Annotated in this window: 14 protein-coding genes; 8 read left to right on the top strand and 6 right to left on the bottom strand. The window is 74.2% G+C overall.

Annotated elements, in window-relative coordinates:
- The first annotated feature begins 246 nt into the window (after window positions 1–246).
- Genes EJG53_RS30460 through EJG53_RS30450 form a run of 3 tightly spaced genes read left to right on the top strand, consistent with a single transcriptional unit; the run spans window position 247 to window position 5,302 of the window.
- The gene (locus tag EJG53_RS30460) at window positions 247–1,305 is read left to right on the top strand and encodes an AAA family ATPase (RefSeq protein WP_244955407.1); all 1,059 of its coding nucleotides are present in this window, start codon (window positions 247–249) and stop codon (window positions 1,303–1,305) included.
- Entirely contained in the window at window positions 1,305–2,738 is a 1,434-nt protein-coding gene (locus EJG53_RS30455) for a DUF58 domain-containing protein (protein WP_125047566.1), read from the top strand. The genes EJG53_RS30460 and EJG53_RS30455 overlap by 1 nt, the downstream gene beginning before the upstream one ends.
- Complete coding sequence (locus tag EJG53_RS30450; protein WP_125047565.1) at window positions 2,735–5,302, top strand: transglutaminase TgpA family protein; 2,568 nt, start codon at window positions 2,735–2,737, stop codon at window positions 5,300–5,302. Before EJG53_RS30455 ends, EJG53_RS30450 begins: the two co-directional genes overlap by 4 nt.
- A 709-nt stretch (window positions 5,303–6,011) precedes the next feature.
- Here the strand turns inward: EJG53_RS30450 and EJG53_RS30445 are convergent.
- The 3 genes from EJG53_RS30445 to EJG53_RS30435 form a co-directional block, all read right to left on the bottom strand.
- Complete coding sequence (locus EJG53_RS30445; protein ID WP_031003996.1) at window positions 6,012–6,425, bottom strand: DUF3040 domain-containing protein; 414 nt, start codon at window positions 6,423–6,425, stop codon at window positions 6,012–6,014.
- 256 nt (window positions 6,426–6,681) lie between these two features.
- Window positions 6,682–7,437, bottom strand: a complete 756-nt coding sequence (locus EJG53_RS30440) for a methyltransferase (RefSeq protein ID WP_125047564.1) — start codon at window positions 7,435–7,437, stop codon at window positions 6,682–6,684.
- Between the two features lie 101 nt (window positions 7,438–7,538).
- The gene (locus EJG53_RS30435) at window positions 7,539–8,024 is read right to left on the bottom strand and encodes an SAV_6107 family HEPN domain-containing protein (RefSeq protein WP_125047563.1); all 486 of its coding nucleotides are present in this window, start codon (window positions 8,022–8,024) and stop codon (window positions 7,539–7,541) included.
- 227 nt (window positions 8,025–8,251) lie between these two features.
- On the opposite strand from EJG53_RS30435, the gene EJG53_RS30430 reads away from it, so the two are divergent.
- The 5 genes from EJG53_RS30430 to EJG53_RS30410 all read left to right on the top strand — a co-directional run bounded on the left by EJG53_RS30430 (window position 8,252) and on the right by EJG53_RS30410 (window position 14,572).
- Entirely contained in the window at window positions 8,252–9,079 is an 828-nt protein-coding gene (locus tag EJG53_RS30430; RefSeq protein WP_125047562.1) for an ATP-binding cassette domain-containing protein, read from the top strand.
- Window positions 9,051–11,258, top strand: coding sequence for a YhgE/Pip domain-containing protein (locus tag EJG53_RS30425; RefSeq protein WP_125047561.1), 2,208 nt, complete (start codon window positions 9,051–9,053; stop codon window positions 11,256–11,258). The genes EJG53_RS30430 and EJG53_RS30425 overlap by 29 nt, the downstream gene beginning before the upstream one ends.
- A gap of 35 nt (window positions 11,259–11,293) precedes the next feature.
- The gene (locus tag EJG53_RS30420; protein WP_125047560.1) at window positions 11,294–11,905 is read left to right on the top strand and encodes a TetR/AcrR family transcriptional regulator; all 612 of its coding nucleotides are present in this window, start codon (window positions 11,294–11,296) and stop codon (window positions 11,903–11,905) included.
- 395 nt (window positions 11,906–12,300) lie between these two features.
- Entirely contained in the window at window positions 12,301–12,921 is a 621-nt protein-coding gene (locus EJG53_RS30415) for a DUF4126 domain-containing protein (RefSeq protein WP_125047559.1), read from the top strand.
- 112 nt (window positions 12,922–13,033) lie between these two features.
- Window positions 13,034–14,572, top strand: coding sequence for a phytoene desaturase family protein (locus tag EJG53_RS30410; RefSeq protein WP_125047558.1), 1,539 nt, complete (start codon window positions 13,034–13,036; stop codon window positions 14,570–14,572).
- Between the two features lie 127 nt (window positions 14,573–14,699).
- On the opposite strand, the gene EJG53_RS30405 is transcribed toward EJG53_RS30410, so the two are convergent.
- The 3 genes from EJG53_RS30405 to thiE form a co-directional block, all read right to left on the bottom strand.
- On the bottom strand, window positions 14,700–15,818 hold the full coding sequence (locus EJG53_RS30405) for a hypothetical protein (RefSeq protein WP_125047557.1): 1,119 nt from the start codon (window positions 15,816–15,818) through the stop codon (window positions 14,700–14,702).
- Window positions 15,819–15,871: 53 nt separating this feature from the next.
- The gene (gene metF, locus EJG53_RS30400) at window positions 15,872–16,789 is read right to left on the bottom strand and encodes a methylenetetrahydrofolate reductase [NAD(P)H] (RefSeq protein ID WP_031004008.1); all 918 of its coding nucleotides are present in this window, start codon (window positions 16,787–16,789) and stop codon (window positions 15,872–15,874) included.
- Window positions 16,790–16,999: 210 nt separating this feature from the next.
- Entirely contained in the window at window positions 17,000–17,650 is a 651-nt protein-coding gene (gene thiE / locus EJG53_RS30395; RefSeq protein WP_125047556.1) for a thiamine phosphate synthase, read from the bottom strand.
- Window positions 17,651–17,793 lie beyond the last annotated feature (143 nt).

The following is a 17,793-nucleotide window of genomic DNA, read 5'->3' as shown; positions in this document are numbered from 1 at the left end:
ATCGTGGTGGCGTGGCCGGAGCCGTGGTCGCGCGGCCGGGACCGTGGCCGCACGGCCCGTCGGGTGAGTTATCCACAGGCCATGACGCGAAGCGGTACGGGCGGCGAGAATGCGTGAGTGACGTCGTCGCGGCCGTGCGGCCGGGGCGGCGCAGGGCGGGGAGGGCCGGTCCGTACGGAGGACGTGTGCCCGCAATGGGGTATCCCGTGCTCCCCGGAGCGCGGGGCAAGGGCCGAGGAGGGCCGGGTGACGACCTATGACGAGCAGGCGAGCCTTGGAGGTCACCCCGCGCGGCCGGAGCCGGGCGCGCGGGGTGATCTGACCACCACGGCGGAGCGGGTCCGCAAGTCGGTGGAGGCCGTGATCGAGGGCAAGCCCGAGGTCGTGCGGCTCTCGCTGACCGTGCTGCTCGCGGAGGGCCATCTGCTCATCGAGGACGTGCCGGGCGTGGGCAAGACGATGCTCGCCAAGGCGCTGGCCCGGTCCATCGACTGCTCGGTGCGGCGCATCCAGTTCACCCCCGACCTGCTGCCGTCGGACATCACCGGCGTGAGCGTCTACGACCAGCAGCGGCGGGACTTCGAGTTCAAGCCCGGCGCGGTCTTCGCCCAGATCGTGATCGGTGACGAGATCAACCGCGCCTCGCCCAAGACCCAGTCCGCGCTGCTGGAGTCGATGGAGGAGCGCCAGGTCACGATGGACGGGCAGACCTACGAGCTGCCCGCGCCCTTCATGGTCGTCGCCACCCAGAACCCGGTCGAGATGGAGGGCACCTACCCCCTTCCGGAGGCGCAGCGGGACCGTTTCATGGCGCGGGTCTCGATCGGGTACCCGAGCCCGGAGGCCGAGCTGCAGATGCTGGACGTGCACGGCGCCGCCTCGCCCCTGGAGGAGCTCCAGCCGGTCGCGCACGCCGACGAGATACTGAAGCTGATCGACGCGGTGCGCGCGGTCCATGTCGCCGCGCCGGTCCGCAGATACGCGGTGGACCTGGTGGCCGCCACCCGCAGCCACCCCGAGCTGCGGCTGGGTGCCTCGCCCCGGGCGACGCTGCACCTGCTGCGCGCGGCGAAGGCGTCGGCGGCGCTGGCCGGCCGGGAGTACGCCCTCCCCGACGACGTGCAGGCGCTCGCGGTGGCGGTGCTGGCCCACCGGCTGCTGCCGACCGCCCAGGCCCAGTTGAACCGCCGTACGGCCGAGCAGGTCGTCGTCGAGATCCTGCGCCGTACACCGGTCCCCGACCCCTCGGCGCAGCAGTGGCCCCGGCCGCACGCGCAGCAGCCGCCCGGCGCCCGGGGGTACTGATGACGGGCGGGGGGACCGAGGAAGCTCCGGAGCCCGGCGGGCTGCGGGCCGCTCTCGCGGGGCTGACGACGCGCGGCCGGTCCTTCCTGGCGGCGGGTGTGGCCGCCGCCGTGTGCGCGTACGCCCTCGGGCAGACGGACCTGCTCCGGGTCGGACTGCTGCTGGCCGCGCTGCCCCTGGTGTGCGCGTTCGTGCTGCACCGCACCCGCTACCGGGTCGCGGGAAGCCGGACCCTCTCCCCCGCCCGGGTGCCGGCCGCCGCCGAGTCGCGGGTGCTGCTGCGGGTGGAGAACGTCTCGCGGCTGCCCACCGGTGTGCTGATGCTCCAGGACCGGGTGCCGTACGTGCTCGGGCCGCGGCCCCGGTTCGTCCTGGACCGGGTGGAGGCCGGCGGCCGCCGCGAGGTGTCCTACCGGGTCCGCTCCGACCTGCGGGGGCGGTATCCGCTGGGACCGCTCCAGCTCCGGCTGTCCGACCCGTTCGGCATGTGCGAGCTGACCCGTTCCTTCAGCGACGAGGACACCCTGACGGTGGTGCCGCGCGTCGAGCCGCTGCCGCCGGTGCGGCTGACCGGTGAGGCGTCCGGGTACGGCGACGGGCGGCAGCGGGCGCTCGCGCTGGCCGGCGAGGACGACGTGATCCCCCGCGGCTATCGCCACGGCGACGACCTGCGCCGCGTCCACTGGCGTTCCACCGCGCGCTACGGCGAGCTGATGGTCCGCCGGGAGGAACAGCCGCAGAAGGCGCGCTGCACGGTCCTCCTGGACACGCGGCGCACGGCCCACCAAGGGTCCGGACCGGACTCCGCGTTCGAGTGGGCGGTGTCGGGCGCCGCGTCGACGGCGGTCCACCTGCTGGAGCGCGGCTTCTCGGTGCGCTTCCTGACCGATACGGGCACGTCCGTACCAGGCCCGGACGGGGGCGGCGGCTGGGCGGGTGGCACCGAGTCCGCCGACACCGTGGGGCTGCTGCTGGACACCCTCGCCGTGGTGGAGCACTCCGCCGAACCGGGCCTGGCCCGGGCGTACGACGTGCTGCGCGGCGGCAACGAAGGGCTGCTGGTCGCCTTCTTCGGCGACCTGGACGAGGAACAGGCCGCGGTCGCCGGGCGGATGCGGCAGCGCAGCGGGGCGGCGGTCGCGTTCGTCCTGGACGGCGACGCCTGGTCGCGGGGCGCGGCCGGGCCGCGGACCGGCACCGGGCGCCCGCTTGCCGAGCGCCTGCGGATGCTCCGTGAGGCGGGCTGGAAGGCGCTGCCGGTCGCGCCGGGCGATGCGCTGCCGGCACTGTGGCGGCAGGCGGACCAGGTGGCGGGCGTACGCCAAGGTCCCTCGGGCGGTGGCGGGCCCGCCTCGGCGGACGCCCCTTCCACCGGACCCGGGCCCGGACCTGCCGGGCCGGTCGCGGCACCGGGAAGCGGAGTGACGACATGAGCGGGCGGGCGCGGCTGACGGTGTGCGCGGCGGTGGCGACGCTGTCCGCGTCCAGTGCGCTGCTGCCGCTGGTGGAACCGGTCGGCTGGATGATGCAGGCGGCCGTCCTGCTGGTGATCGTGTCCGGCGCGGGCGGACTGGCCCGCCGGGTGCCGCTGGCCCGGCCGCTGACCGTGGCGGCGCAGGCCGTGGTGGCACTGCTGCTGCTCACCGTGCTCTTCGTGCACGACCAGGCGATCGGCGGGGTGCTGCCTGGGCCCGACGCGTTCCGGGAGCTCGGCGAACTGACGCAGGAGGGCGTCGCCGACGTCAGCCGCTACGCCATACCGGCGCCGGTCACGGCCGGCATCCGCCTGCTGCTGGTCGGCGGGGTGCTGCTGGTCGGCCTCGTGGTGGACACGCTGGCCGTGACATACCGCAGCGCGGCGCCCGCCGGGCTGCCGCTGCTCGCGCTGTATTCGGTGGCGGCGGGTCTCTCCCAAGGCGGCGCGGGCTGGCTGTGGTTCCTGATCGCGGGAGCCGGCTATCTGCTGCTGCTCCTGGCCGAGGGGCGAGACCGGCTCTCGCAGTGGGGCCGGGTGTTCGGCGGCCGGGTCCCCGGCGGGCGGCCCCCGGTCGCCAAGGGGCAGAGCTACGCCTCCACCGCGAGCGGTCCGGCGTACGCCCCGGTCCGTACGGGCCGCCGGATCGGCGCGCTGGTGCTGGGCGTCGCCCTGGTGGTGCCCGCGGTGCTGCCGTCCCTCGGCGGCGGGCTGCTGGGCCCGGCCGTGGCCGGCCGCGGCACGGGCGGCGGCGGCACGATCTCCGCGGTGAACCCGCTGGTCTCCCTGCAGAACAGCCTGAACCAGCCGGAGGACCGGCAGGTCCTCAACTACCGCACCACCGCGTCGGACACCCGTGACCTGTATCTGCGGATCGTCGCGCTCGACCAGTTCGACGGTACGGCGTGGAAGCCGTCCGAGCGTGCCGTCAAGGACGTGCCCGACCGGCTGCCCGGCCCCGCGGGGCTGAGCCCGAAGGTGGATGTCACCACCGTCAACACCTCCGTCTCCGCCGCTCCTTGGTACGCGCAGAACTGGCTGCCGCTGCCCTACCCCGCCTCCCATGTGGACATCGCCGGACGCTGGCGCTTCGAACCGGAGGGCCGCACGCTGGTCGGCGACCGCGGGCAGAACACCCGCGGTGTGCAGTACCAGGTCGAGAGCCTGCTGGTGCGGCCCACCGCCCGGCAACTGGACACCGCGCCCGCGCCGCCCGCCGAACTGACGCGGGAGTACACGAAGGTGCCGGACTCGCTGCCCCCGGTGGTGCGCGAGACCGCGCGGCAGGTGACGCGGGACGCCGGGTCGGCGTACGACAAGGCGGTCCGCCTCCAGGACTGGTTCTCGCTCAACGGCGGCTTCACCTACAACACGGAGGTGCGGGCCGGCAGCGGCACGGAGGCCATCGCCCGGTTCCTGGAGCAGAAGGAGGGTTTCTGCGTGCACTTCGCCTTCTCGATGGCGGCGATGGCACGCACGCTGGGCATACCGGCCCGGGTCGCGGTCGGCTTCACCCCCGGCACCCGGCAGAGCGACGGCTCGACCTCGGTGGGCCTCAAGGACGCGCACGCCTGGCCCGAGCTGTACTTCGAGGGGACGGGGTGGACCCGCTTCGAGCCGACGCCGAGCCGTGGCACGCCGCCCGACTACACCCTCGCCGACACCCCGTCCACCGGCGGGTCGAACGTCCCGGCGCCGCAGCCGTCGCGTTCGGCGGCGGCACCCGTGGGGCCGTCGCCCTCGCAGAGCTGCGCTCCCGCCGAACGTCGCGTGGGCCCCTGCTGGACGCCGCCCGCGCAGTCGGCGAGCGGCCCGGCGGACGACGGTCCCTCGCCCTGGGAGGTCACGGCCGTCTGCGTCGGCGCGGTGGTCCTGCTCCTGCTGCCGGTACTGCCGCTGCTGTGGCGGCTACGGGCCCGCTCCCGGCGCCTGCGCGGTGCCCGTGCGGGCGGGGCCGGTCTGGGTGGGCGCCGCGCAGGCGGGGACGGCCCGGCCACGGCGCTCACGGCCCGTCCGGACGCGGTCGACGGCGTCACCTGGGATCACGACGGGCCGCCTGAACCGCAGAACAGCCCACGTCCCGGGCCGTACGGCACCGCCCGTACGCTCGCGGCCTGGCGGGAACTGGTCGACTCCGGCTGGGACTACGGCATCCTGCCGGACGAGTCCCTGACCCCGCGCAAGGCGGCGGAGCGCATCGTACGCATAGGTGAGCTGGACGGCACGGCGGCGGAAGCGGCCCACCGCGTCGCGGCCTCGGTGGAACAGGTCCTCTACGCACCGGACCCGCGTCCGGCGGCCGGCCTCGCCGACGAGGTGCAGCGCGTCCGCACCGGCCTGCGGGACAGCGCCTCCCGCCGCCTGCGCCTGCGCGCCCTCCTGGCACCCCGCTCCGCCGCCCGCGCCCTGTGGACCCTCTCGGCCCGCTGGTCGGACTTCCTCACCCGCTGCACGACGAGCCCACCGGTCACGGCGGTGCGCCGCGCGGCGGGTGCGGTGAGGTTCTCAAGGAGCAGGCCGTAGCCCCGGCCCCTGGGTGACGGACATGCGGCCGTCTTCGCTCTCACGATCGCAAAGAGCGAAGACGGCTGGGGAGGCCGACTCGCCGTTGGGCACCGCAACTCCGTCGCACTGCGGGCAGCTCGACGGTGGTGCGGGCCCGGGCCCTCCAGACTTCGTCCTCCGGTCCCGCACCCTCCCGTACGCGTTCGGCTGACACGTACGGGGTGGGTGGACGCCTGCCCCCACCGGCCGTCGATCGCCGTACGACGGAAGGGAGCGGGCTGGAGGACGAAGTCTGGAAGCCCGATCCCGTAGCCAGGCACAGCGAGCGCCACCCGGTACTGCCTGCCAGTCGGCCACAGAGACCGACCCGCCGTCGGGCGCCGAAACTTTGTCGCACTGCGGGCAGGCCGCCAGCGGCGCGGGCCCGGGCCCTACAGACTTCGTCCTCCGGTCCCGCACCCTCCCGTACGTCTTCGGCTGTCGCGGGGTGGGTGGGAGGACGCCTGCCCCCACCGGCCGTCCGTCGCTGTACGGCAGGAGGGGCCGGGCCGGAGGACGGAGTCTGGAGGGCCGGGGCCGGGCCCGGCTGCGGGGGCGCGGGCTGCCGGAGGGGCGGAGTCCGCTCGGCCCGGCGCGGGGGCGCTGCGCGCGAAAAAGCGGCCGCCCGGTATCGGGCGGCCGCATCGTGAGGCGGGGTCGCGGACGAGGAGGAAGTCCGCGGGGTGTTTCAGTGGCCCTGTTCGTCGCGGCGGCGTTGCCAGCGGCTTTCGATCCGGTCCATCATCGATCGGCGTTGCCTGGCCTGGCGGCGGGCGGCGGTGCCGCCGGGGCTCGCGCGGCCGCCTGCCGTGGTCTGCTGCTCGCCCGGCTTGGGGGCCTTGCGCCATCCGGTGACCGCGAGCACCGCGCAGCCCAGCATGACGAGGAAGCCCACCACGCTGACCCAGATCTGCTGAGCGACCATTCCGGCCATGAGGAGCGCGATACCTACCAGGAAGCCCGCGACCGCTTGGTAGACCCGTCGCCGGGTGTACGTACGCAGCCCGCTTCCCTCAAGCGCTGTCGCGAACTTGGGATCTTCGGCGTACAGCGCTCGCTCCATTTGCTCGAGCATTCGCTGCTCGTGCTCCGAGAGCGGCACGGAGTCCTCCTACTCGTCGGTCGCGGGGGCGACCGGGTGCGACCCTTTCAGGATAGGCAGGGAAACGCCCCCGTGAAACCCGCCCCTCTACGCCAATTCACTGTCCGGGCCGCCACGGCGGTCGGTGGTGCTTGCAGGCTGCATTCCCCACCCTCCGATCCGTCATGCCGGACGCTGTACCCCGATCATACGGGGCGAAGCGGCTGATCGGGTGGCCTGTGGCCGACTGCACGTGCGGGAAGGCGGACCGCCGGTGTCAGCCGCGCTCGGCGAGGACGTGCAGTTGGGTGGCGACCGAGTGGAAGGCGGGCTGCTCGGCGGCGGCTGCCTCCAGTTTGAGCAGGGCGTCCATGGCGCCGGGCTCGGTGTCCACGAGCACGCCGGGCACCAGGTCGGCGAAGACCCGTACGCCGTGCACCGCGCCGACCCGCAGGCCGGTGTCCGAGACCAGCCCGGTGAGCTGCTCGGCCGTGAAGCGCCGGGGCACCGGGTCGCCGTCGCCCCAGCGGCCCGCCGGGTCCGACAGGGCGTTCCTGGCCTCGGTGAAGTGGCCCGCCAGGGCGCGGGCGAGGACGGCGCCGCCGAGTCCGGCCGCGAGCAGGCTCAGGGTGCCGGCCGGGCGCAGCGCGCCGACGGCGTTGCGCACGCCCTCGGCCGGGTCGTCGACGTACTCCAGCACGCCGTGGCAGAGCACGGCGTCGTAGCCGCCGGGCTCGACCACGTCGAACAGCCCGTGGGCGTCGCCCTGCACCGCGCGCACCCGGTCGGCGACGCCCGCCTCGGCGGCCCGCCGCTCCAGGGCGAACAGGGCGTTGGGGCTGGGGTCCACGACCGTGACGCGGTGTCCGAGGCGCGCGACCGGCACGGCGAAGTTGCCCGTGCCGCCGCCGGTGTCCAGGACGTCGAGGGCGTCCCGCCCGGCGGCTTCGGCCCGGTGCTCCAGGGCGTCTTTGAGAACCTCCCAGACCACGGCGGTACGAAGGGATGCGCGCGGGCGCAGCGGGTCAGACACGGCGGGTGGCTCCTCGGCGGGGGCATGAACTGATGGGTCCCACCCTAATGGGACCTGCGGGGACGGCCCGGCAGCCCCGCTGCCGGGCCGTCCCCGCCCGCTCACCCCGCCCGCTGCGAGGGCAGCACCGGCTGGAGGAGCAGCATCCGTTCCACCAGGCGCAGGAACATCGCCACGTCGCGGATCAGGTCGTCGGCGTCGCGCGGGCCGGCCGCGCCGGCTATGCCGGCCTCGGCGCGGGCGCGGCGCTGGGCTCCGGAGGCGAACAGGGCGCTCCATTCGGCGAGTTCGGGAGCGACCTCGGGCAGTACCTCCCAGGCGCTGCGGATGCGCTGCCGGCGGCGGAGGCTGGTCTCGGGGCGGCCGCGAACGGCGAGGACGGCGGCGGCCGTGCGCAGCGCGGCGAGGTGGGCGGTGGCGTAGCGCTCGTTGGGGGTTTCCAGGTCGCGGGCTTCGTCGATGCCGCGCTGGGCCTGGGCGAGCAGGTCGAGGGCGGCGGGCGGCGCTGCCGCCCGGCGCAGGACGGGGTGGACATCGCCCGGAGGGCCGTACGCCGCGGAGCTGCCCGCGGCCGAACTGGCTGCCATGACGAACCTCCTGTCGTCGCATGACGGTTCAGGACCGTTATGGGGCCATCGTGCGGCACACCACTGACAATCGGCTCTGACCTGCTCTTTCCCCGGAAAGCCGGGGTAATGCGAAGAGATCCTTCCGTGCGGCGGAAAGCGGGCGGACCCCGCCGACCCCCTTGCGGTGACATGACAAGACTGCGCATACTTTTTTGCACTGACTGGTCAGTGCAAGGGAGGGGAACGTGCACAGCACCTCGCACGGGGCGGCCGTCACCGCCACGGGCTACGGCCTCCAGGGCCCGCGCGGCTGGGCCTTCCGGGACGTCGGCCTCGCGGCGCGGCCGGGTTCGCTGATCGCCGTGGAGGGCCCGTCCGGCTCCGGACGCACCTGCCTGCTGCTCGCGCTCACCGGCCGGATGGCGACCACCGCCGGTACGGCCGAGGTCGCGGGCCTGCCGCTGCCGAAGAAGAAGGCAGCGGTACGAGCGGTCACCGCTCTTGCGCACGTACCCGGTGTCACCGATCTCGAACCCGCGCTGACCGTGGCCGAGCATCTGCGCGAACGCGTCCTGCTGCAGCGCCGGTTCGGCGACTCCGCCACAGCCACCGCGAGGGGTCCCCTCAGCGCGCTGCTGCGCCCGCGCCGGGAGCGTACAGCAGCAGCCCGCGCCCGGATCGACGCGGCCCTGGAAGCGGCCGGCCTGGACCTGGCCACCCTGCCCAAGGGCGACCGGACGTCCGTACGCGACCTGGAACGGCCGGAGGCACTGCGCCTGTCGATGGCCCTGGCGCTGATCGGCCGGCCCCGCCTGCTGGCCGTCGACGACACCGACATGAAGCTCTCCGACGCCGAACGCGCGGACGTCTGGGCGACACTGCGCTCCCTCGCGGAGTCCGGCACGACCGTGCTCGCGGTGTGCAGCCAGGCACCGGACGGCGCGGTCGTGGTGCGCACCGCCCCGCGCGGCGGCGGACGGGACTCCGCAGCCGCCCCCGGCACCGACGGCACGGGCACCCGCGACGACGAGAAGGGGGCGGCGGATGCGCTCGCCGAGGCTGGCCGCGCTTGAGCTGAAGCGGTTCGGGAGGGGCAAGCTGCCGATGGCGGCGCTGATCGCCCTGCTCCTGCTGCCGCTCCTGTACGGCGCGCTGTACCTGTTCTCCTTCTGGGACCCGTACGGGCGCCTGGACAAGATCCCGGTCGCACTCGTCAACGAGGACGCGGGCGCCGAGGCCAAGGGCAAGAAGATCACGGCCGGCGACAGCATCGTGGACGGCCTGCGCGACAGTCACACCTTCGACTGGCACGAGGTGAGCGCCAAGGAGGCCGACCAGGGCGTCGAGGACGGCACGTACTACCTGTCGCTGACCGTTCCCGAGGACTTCAGCAAGCGGATCGCGTCCAGTGCGGGCGACCATCCGGAGACCGGCGCCCTCCGGGTCCGTACGAACGACGCGAACAACTACATCGTCGGCCAGATCTCCCGCACGGTCTTCTCCGAGGTGCGCTCGGCGGCCTCGGCGAAGTCCTCGCGCGGCTTCTACGACAACATCTTCGTCTCCTTCTCGACGCTGCACGACAAGACGCAGGAGGCCGCGGACGGCGCCGGGAAGCTCAAGGACGGCATCGGGCAGGCCCAGGACGGCACCGGCAAGCTCAAGGACGGGCTGGGTACCGCGAAGGACGGCAGCGGCACGCTGGCCGCCGGCCTGAAGGATCTCGACGCGGGCGCCGGCGAGCTCGCCACCGGCACCGCGGCCCTGTCCAAGGGCGCGTCCGCCGCGTCCCAGGGGGCGGACCGGCTGGCCTCCGGTTCCGGCCAGGTCGCACAGGGCACCCAGCAACTGGCCGACAAGGTCAACGGCGTGGTGGGCGAGGTGGGGCCCTTCATACGGGCGCACGGCAAGGAGATCGGGCGGATCGCCAAGGTGGTCGCCGACGGTGCGCAGGCCGTACGCGACAACCTGGACAAGCTGCCGCGCGCGGCCGACGCGGGCGCCCGGCTCTCCCGGGGGATGTCCGACCACCTCGCCGCGTTCTACCGGCAGCGGTGCGGCGAGGGGGCGCGGCCCGACCCCTCCTGCGCCGAGCTGAAGCAGCTCAAGGACCAGGCGGCGGCCGCCGCGGCCAAGGCCGAGGAGATCAGCGGCTACGTCCACGACCAGAAGAACCTCGACCAACTGGGCCGCGACCTCGACTCGCTGCACCGGCTGGCGGGCGAACTGGCGCGGCGCGGCCCGACCCTCGGCGCCGACATGGACGCCGCGGTCGCGAAGATCAACCAGCTCAACGCGGGTGCCCACCAGGTCTCCGCGGGCGCCGGCAAGCTGGCCGCCGGGACCGGGAAGCTGGCGGACGGCGCGGGGCAGGCGGCCGACGGGGCGCGGAAGCTGCACGACGGCGCGGGTCGCGCCGCGTCCGGCGCGGGCGACCTCGACCAGGGTGTCGGCAAGCTGAAGGACGGCGCACAGACCCTGTACGGCGGCATGTTCAAGCTTTCCGACGGTTCGGAGAAGCTGGCAGGCGGGCTGCATGACGGAGTGCGGCAAATCCCCGACTACGGCAAGCAGGACCGGGACGCCCGTACGCGCGTGATGTCCGACCCGGTACAGCTCGCCTCCCAGGCGGCGCACCGCGCGCCCAACTACGGCACCGGCTTCGCCCCGTACTTCATCCCGCTCTCCCTCTGGGTCGGCGCGATGGTCGCGTACATGCTGATCCCGCCGCTCAACCGGCGCGCGCTCGTCATGGGCGCGGGCGCCTGGCGGATCGCGGTCTCCGGATGGCTGCCGGTGTTCGCCCTCGGGGTGCTCCAGACGGCCGCGCTGATGTCCGTCCTGCACTACGGGCTCGGCCTTGAGATGGAGCGGCCGGCCGGCACGATCGGGTTCCTTCTGCTGGCCACGGCCTGCTTCGCGGCGATCGTGCAGTGGCTGAACGCCCGCTTCGGACCGGCCGGGCGCATCCTGGTGCTGGCGCTGCTGATGCTCCAGTTGACGTCGGCGGGCGGCACGTACCCGGTGCAGACCAGTCCCGGATTCTTCAACGCCATCCACCCGTACCTGCCGATGAGTTACATCGTCGAGGGGCTGCGGCGGCTCATCACGGGCGGCGACCTCGCGCCCGTGTGGCAGGGCAGTGCCGTCCTGCTCGCCTTCACCGCCGCCGCGCTCGCGCTGACCGCCTGGGCGGCGCGCGGGAAGCAGGTCCTCCGGATGAAGGACCTCCACCCGGAGCTGAGCCTGTGAGCGCGCGGGCCGCCGGGAGCGGCACAATCACCCCCATGGACAGCTCCAGCACGCGCCGCCAGACCACCCGGCGCAAGCTCTTCGAGGCCGCCGTCACGCTCATCGCCGAACAGGGCTTCTCGTCGACGACGGTGGACGAGATCGCCGAGCGCGCGGGTGTCGCGAAGGGCACCGTGTACTACAACTTCGCGAGCAAGAACGAACTCTTCGAGGAGCTGCTGCGGCACGGCATCGAGCTGCTGGCCACTTCCCTCCAGGAGGCGGCCGACGCGTCGGCGGCCCGGGGCGGCACCCGGGTGGACGCGCTGGACGCGATGATCCGGGCCGGGCTGGACTTCATCGCCCGCTACCCGGCGCTGACCCAGCTCTACGTCGCCGAGCTGTGGCGCACGAACCGGGCCTGGCAGTCGACGCTGATGGTGGTGCGGGAGCGGGCCATCACGGTCGTGGAGGGCGTGCTCCGGGAGGCGGTGGCGGGCGGCGAGCTGAGCGAGGACATCGACATCCCGCTGACGGCGTCCGCGCTGTTCGGGATGGTGCTGGTGGCGGCGCTGGACTGGCAGTCCTACCAGCCGCACCGGTCGATCGACGACGTGCACGCCTCGCTGTCCCGGCTCCTTCAGGGGCGGGTGAGCGGGCACCCGTAGGCGCGCGCGCCTGCCCGCGCCCCGGGGCGCACACAGCGGCGGCGGCCGGCCTCGTGAGCCGGCCGCCGCCGCTGTTCCGTACCAGGCGCGCTGCCCCGGACCGGATCGTTCCCCCGGCGATCCGTCCAGGACAGCGCTTCCCCCGTGGGGCCCCGTACCCCCGTACTTTCCCCCGTGGAGCCCCCTATCTTCCCCCGTACTCCCCCGTCACGTCCGGGCTGCCGTGCCGATTCCGCCGCCCCGTGCCGGCGGTGCCGGCCCGGCGTCCCTTCCGTGCTGCACACTCTTCCGTCCGCGCAGGTCGCGGCCCATCCGCGTACCTACTCATCTCGGCGACTGAGTACGGATACTCAAACCTGAGCACCGGCGCGCAGCGGCTGGTTACGATCTCCTGCGTGTCGGTACTCCCCCTTGTCTTCACCAGCGGCTGGGCCAGCGGAATCAACGCCTACGCCGTCGTCCTGCTCCTCGGCGTGCTCGGCGCCACCGGGGCCGCCGACGAGGTGCCCGCCGCGTTGCAGCGCACCGATGTGCTGATCGTGGCGGGGGTGCTCTTCCTGATCGAGGCGGTCGCGGACAAGATCCCGTACGTGGACTCGGTCTGGGACGCCGTGCACACGGTCGTCCGGCCGGTGTCCGGCGGGGTCGTGGCGGCGCTGCTGGCGGGCCACGACGGGTCGCTGCCCGAGCTGGCGGCGGGCGCGGTGGGCGGCACCAGCGCGCTGGTCAGCCATCTGGTCAAGGCGGGGACGCGGATGGCGGTCAACACCTCGCCGGAACCGGCCAGCAACTTCGTGCTGAGCACCCTGGAGGACCTCGGGGTCGCGGGCATCGTGGTCTTCGCGGTGTTCCATCCGGTGGCCGCGGCGATCGTCGCGGGGGTGCTGCTGGTCGGCGGGATCGTGCTGGTGGCGTTCCTGTGGTCGCGGGTACGGCGCTTCCTGCGGCGCAGGCGGCAGCGGCGGGAGGAGCGGCACCTGGCGGCAGAGCGGGAGGGTTCGGCGCCGGTGGGCTGAGCCGGGGAGGCCGCCGGACCGGACTGCCCGGCCGGCGCGGTACGGGCCCGGGTGCGGCCGTCGGTGCCGGGCGGGAGCGGCGTTGTCAGTGGTGCCGGATAAAGTCGCAGGCATGGCACGGATTGCGGTGATCGGCGCCGGGATGGGCGCGATGGCGGCCGCCGCCCGGCTGGCCGTCGCGGGCCACCGGGTGGCGGTGTACGAACGTGAGGCGACGTACGGCGGCGCGGTGCGCCGGTTCGAGCGCGCGGGCTTCGGCTTCGACACCGGGCCCGGGCTGCTGCATCTGCCCGCCGTCTACCGCGACCTGTTCGTCAAGACCGGCCGCGAGCCGCTGGAGAGCGTCGTCGAGCTGTCCCAGGTCGACCCGGCCGCCCGGCACGTCTTCGCCGACGGCACGGCCGTCTCCCTGCCGAACGCCTCCCGGGCCGGTGTCCTCGCGGCGCTGGACGGCGCGCTGGGCGCGGGCGCCGGAGAGCGCTGGAGCGCGTTCCTGGGCCGTGCCCGCGACGCCTGGGACCGTACCCGCCGCCCGCTGCTGGAGGAGCCGCTGTGGCCCGACTGGCAGGTGCTCGGGCGGAATCCGTATCCGGCGCTGCCGAAGCGCGGGCTGTTCGGGCGCCGTAAGCCGGTGCCGGACGCCTCCCTCGCCGACGTCGCCGCCCACGAGCTGAAGGACCCGCGGCTGGCCGCCCTCCTGGAGAGCTACGCCCTGGCGTACGGCTTCGACCCGCGCAGCGTCCCGGCGAGCGCCGCGATCCTGCCGTACATGGAGCAGACTTTCGGAAGTTGGTATCCGCGCGGCGGCATCCGGGCGCTGGCCGACGCGCTGTACGAGCGCTGCCTGGCGCGGAAGGTGGAGTTCACCTTCGGCGCCGAGGTGACGCGCGTCATCGAGGCGGACGGCCGGGCGGCGGGCGTGGAGTTGCGCGACGGCGGGAGTGCCGAGGCGGACACGGTCGTCGCGGGCGTGACTCCGCAGCGGCTGACGGCCCTGCTGAAGGGCGCGGAGCCGTGGGGCGCGGACGACGTACGGCCCGACGCCGACGCACACCGCCGGACGCCGGGACGGTTCACGGTCGCCCTCGCGCTGCGCGGGCCCCGCCCGGCGGACGCGGCGCACCGCACGGTGGTCCACGCGACCGACCGGGCGGCGGAGTTGGGCACGCTCTTCGGGCCGGCCCCCGGGGCGCTGTGCGAGCGTCCGACGGTGACCGTGCTGCGCCCGGACGATCCGACGTCCCGGCCGGACGACGGACACGAGGCCGTGACGCTGAGCGCCGCGATCGCGCCGTACGGAGAGCCGGCGGTGCCGACCGGCGAGGGCTCCGGGCCCACCGAGGAGACGGCCGCGCAGGCTGCGGCCGCCGACCGGCTGGTGGCGGCTGCCGAGGCGGCGATACCGGGGCTGCGGGAGCGGGTGCTGTGGCGGGCCGTGCTGCCGCCCGCCGAGGGCGCGGCGATACTGGGCCCGGCGCTGGCCGGGGCCGGGGGCCGCTTCCTGCGCCCCGGCAACCGCACGCGAATACCGGGGCTGTACGCCGTCGGCGGCTGGACGCATCCGGGCGGCGGACTGGCGCACGCCGGGATGTCGGGCGCGCTCGTCGCGGGCCTGATCGTGAACGGGGACGACTGGCGCGGCTCCGAGTGAGCCGACGGCGCCCGCGGGTGGACCGGCCGAGCCCGCAGGTGGGCCGACCGAGCCCGCAGGTGGGCCGACCGAGGCCGCTGGTGGACCGGCCGGGCCCGCGGGTGGGCGGGCGGCGCCCGCGGGCCGCTCAGTAGCGGTACTGCTGCCCGTCGTAGCCCTGGTTCTGCGGGGGCTGGTAGGGCGGGTGCGGCTGGTCGGCGGTGGGCTCGGTGCCACGCTGCTGGGGGACCCACACTCCGCCGGGCGGGGTGTCCCCGTACGAGGGCTGGGCCTGCGACGGGTCCTGCACACCGGTGTACTGCTGCGCCGGGTACGCCTGGGTGCCACCGAAGGCGTCGGGCTGGTCGTACGGGTCGTACTGCGCGGCGTACTGCTGCCCGCCGGCGTACGGGTCGGTGTAGGGGGCGGCGTAGGGCGCCTGCCCGCCTTGCTCCTGGCCGTGGAGCCCGTCCTGGCCGTGGCCCTGTCCCTGACCGTGGCTCTGCCCCTGGCCGTGGCCCGGGTCCGCGCCGTAAGCGCTGTAGTGGTCGGGGTAGGCGTCCTGCCCGGCCTGGGCGGCGGCGACGTACCCGCCGTCGTAGCCGTAGGTGTCCTGCCCGTATCCCCCGTAGCCGTCGTACGCGGCATAGCCGGGCTGCTCCGAGCGGGCGTCCGGGCTGTATATGCCGTACTGGCCGGTCTCCTCGGGGATCGGCTGCGGCGCGTACACCTCGGTGGAGTCGCCGCCTCCGTAGCCGTTCGGGGTGCTCTCGACGCCGGCGAAGGGGTCCGTGCCGTCGAACGCCGCCGCACCGTCGAACGCGGCCGTACCGGTCGGCGGCGTACCGCCGACCACTGCCCCGGCGTCCGCTTCCTCCGTCGCGGGCACCGCCTCCAGGCCGCTGACCTGGAGGGTCGGTCCGGCAGCCGCGGCCCGGCCGCCGCCCTTGGCCCGGCGCCGCCGGTTGTCGCCGCGCTTCCCGCTGTCGCCGCGCTTGCCGCCGTCCCCGCGCTTGCCGCGCAGCGCCCAGCCGGACTGGAAACCGCTCCGGAAGGACAGCGTGACGTAGGTCTGTCCGACGGCGAAGGCGATGGCGCCGGCCGCTATCACGATCACCGACGGGATGACGACCCCGACGACCACACCGAGGAAGCCGGTGAAGGCCAGCAGCCGCCACCGCAGTCTGGCCTTGTACTGGAGCAGCACTTCACTGAGGAGCCAGAGGGCGACACAGCCGAATGCGATGTAGAGGACCACCCAGCCCATGTACGCCCCTCTTCCGCCGCCCCACAGGCCGCCGTGGTGCGGCAAACCGCCCGTCAGGACTGCTGGTGCAGACCCAGATTCTCGTAGATTTCCAGCGTCGCCGTGGAGTGGTTCAGGGTAATGAAGTGCAACCCGGGACTTCCCTCGGCCATCAAGCGCGCACACAGCTCCGTCGCATACTCGATGCCAATGGAGCGTACAGCCGCCGGATCGTCCTTGACCGCGAGGATGCGCTCGGCCAGCTCGGGCGGGAAGGCGGCATTGCTGAGCTGTGCGAACCGCTCGATCTGGCGGACGTTGGTGACCGGCATGATCTCCGGGATGATGGGCGTCCCGCAACCCGCCGCGGCGACCCGGTCGCGCAGCCGGAGGTAGTCCTCGGCGTAGAAGAACATCTGGGTGATCGCGAAGTCCGCGCCGGCCCGGCACTTGTCCACGAAGTGCCGTACGTCGGTGTCCCAGTCCGTCGAGCGCGGGTGCATCTCCGGGAAGGCCGCGACGCCGACGCAGAAGTCGCCCGACTCCTTGATGAGACGGACCAGTTCGGCGGCGTACAGGACGCCTTCGGGGTGCTGGATCCAGTCGCCCATCGGGTCGCCGGGCGGGTCGCCGCGCAGCGCGAGCATGTTGCGGATACCGGCGTCGGCGTACTGCCCGATGATGTTGCGCAGGTCGGCGAGGGAGTGGTTGACGGCGGTCAGATGGGCGACCGGGGTGAGGGTGGTGTCGGTGGCGATCCGTTCGGTCGCCCGCACCGTGCCCTCGCGGGAGGTGCCGCCCGCCCCGTACGTCACGGAGACGAAGGTCGGCGCGACCGCCTCGATCCGGCGAATGGCGTTCCACAACGTCCGCTCGCCCTTCTCCGTCTTCGGGGCGGCGAACTCGAACGAATACGACTGCTTGCCGGAAGCGAGCAGGTCACGCACGGTCCGTGCGCGATCAGTCCTGGTGGAAGCTGTGCCTAGGGCCATACGTGCAGATTATCCACCGGTTTCCCGCGCACCAACCGGCTCCGGCGAAATGCCCGGATAGCCGCGTTCCGGTCCACACCGTGGACACCGTCCGGCCGTCGCCCGGCCATCTCCCGTCCAGCGAGTCCCGCGGCGGAGCCGTCGGCGGCCTGCGGCGGAGCGGACCGGCGACCAGCGGCGGAAGCGCTCCGGCGGCCTGCGGCGCGGCGGTCACTCCCCGCGGGCGCGTATCCGCTTCGCCAGGCCGGCGGCCGCGGCCCCCGGGTCCTCGGCCTCGGTGATCGCCCGGACGACGACCACCCGGCGGGCGCCCGCGTCCAGCACCTGGTCCAGGTTGGACGCGTCGATCCCCCCGATGGCGAACCAGGGGCGCTCGGGCCGCCGCGCGGCGGCGTAGCGGACCAGGCCGAGGCCGGGGGCGTGGCGGCCGGGCTTGGTCGGGGTGGGCCAGCAGGGTCCGGTGCAGAAGTAGTCCACGCCGGGCTCGGCCAGCGCGGCGTCCACCTCCGCCTCGGCGTGGGTGGACCGGCCGATCAGCACGTCGTCGCCGAGGACGGCGCGGGCGGCGGGCACCGGCAGGTCGCCCTGGCCCAGGTGCAGGACGTCCGAGCCGATGGCGTGGGCGACGTCGGCGCGGTCGTTGACCGCGAGCAGCTTGCCGTGCCGGCGGCAGGCGTCCGCGAAGATCTCCAGGTGGGCCAGCTCCTCGGCGGCCTCCATGCCCTTGTCGCGCAACTGCACGATGTCCACGCCCGACGCGAGCACCGCGTCCAGGAACGGCGCGAGGTCGCCCTGGCGCTTGCGGGCGTCCGTGCACAGGTAGAGCCGGGCGTCGGACAGGGCGTGGCGTGCGGTGCTCATCGGGCGGGTCCCCCCAGGTCTGCGGCGTACGGGCCGGGCCTTCCGGCCCGTACGCCAGTGGTGCGAAGACGGTCGCGGCCACGGGTGCGGTCGCGACGGTGGTACGGCTGCGGGACGCACTCGACGCACGGGTGCGCCCCGCA

This window comes from Streptomyces chrestomyceticus JCM 4735 (assembly GCF_003865135.1).
GTDB classification, from domain to species: Bacteria; Actinomycetota; Actinomycetes; order Streptomycetales; family Streptomycetaceae; genus Streptomyces; species Streptomyces chrestomyceticus.
The sequence above is the reverse complement of the archived record's forward strand: the minus strand, read 5'-3'. Positions and strand labels throughout refer to the sequence as shown.

Excerpts from the sequence above, each read along its gene's own strand:
- EJG53_RS30455 (WP_125047566.1), top strand. The coding sequence starts at position 1,305 with ATGACGGGCGGGGGGACCGAGGAAGCTCCGGAGCCCGGCGGGCTGCGG.
- EJG53_RS30450 (WP_125047565.1), top strand. The coding sequence starts at position 2,735 with ATGAGCGGGCGGGCGCGGCTGACGGTGTGCGCGGCGGTGGCGACGCTG.
- EJG53_RS30435 (WP_125047563.1), bottom strand. The coding sequence starts at position 8,024 with ATGGCAGCCAGTTCGGCCGCGGGCAGCTCCGCGGCGTACGGCCCTCCG.
- EJG53_RS30425 (WP_125047561.1), top strand. The coding sequence starts at position 9,051 with ATGCGCTCGCCGAGGCTGGCCGCGCTTGAGCTGAAGCGGTTCGGGAGG.
- EJG53_RS30420 (WP_125047560.1), top strand. The coding sequence starts at position 11,294 with ATGGACAGCTCCAGCACGCGCCGCCAGACCACCCGGCGCAAGCTCTTC.
- EJG53_RS30410 (WP_125047558.1), top strand. The coding sequence starts at position 13,034 with ATGGCACGGATTGCGGTGATCGGCGCCGGGATGGGCGCGATGGCGGCC.
- EJG53_RS30405 (WP_125047557.1), bottom strand. The coding sequence starts at position 15,818 with ATGGGCTGGGTGGTCCTCTACATCGCATTCGGCTGTGTCGCCCTCTGG.
- metF (WP_031004008.1), bottom strand. The coding sequence starts at position 16,789 with ATGGCCCTAGGCACAGCTTCCACCAGGACTGATCGCGCACGGACCGTG.
- thiE (WP_125047556.1), bottom strand. The coding sequence starts at position 17,650 with ATGAGCACCGCACGCCACGCCCTGTCCGACGCCCGGCTCTACCTGTGC.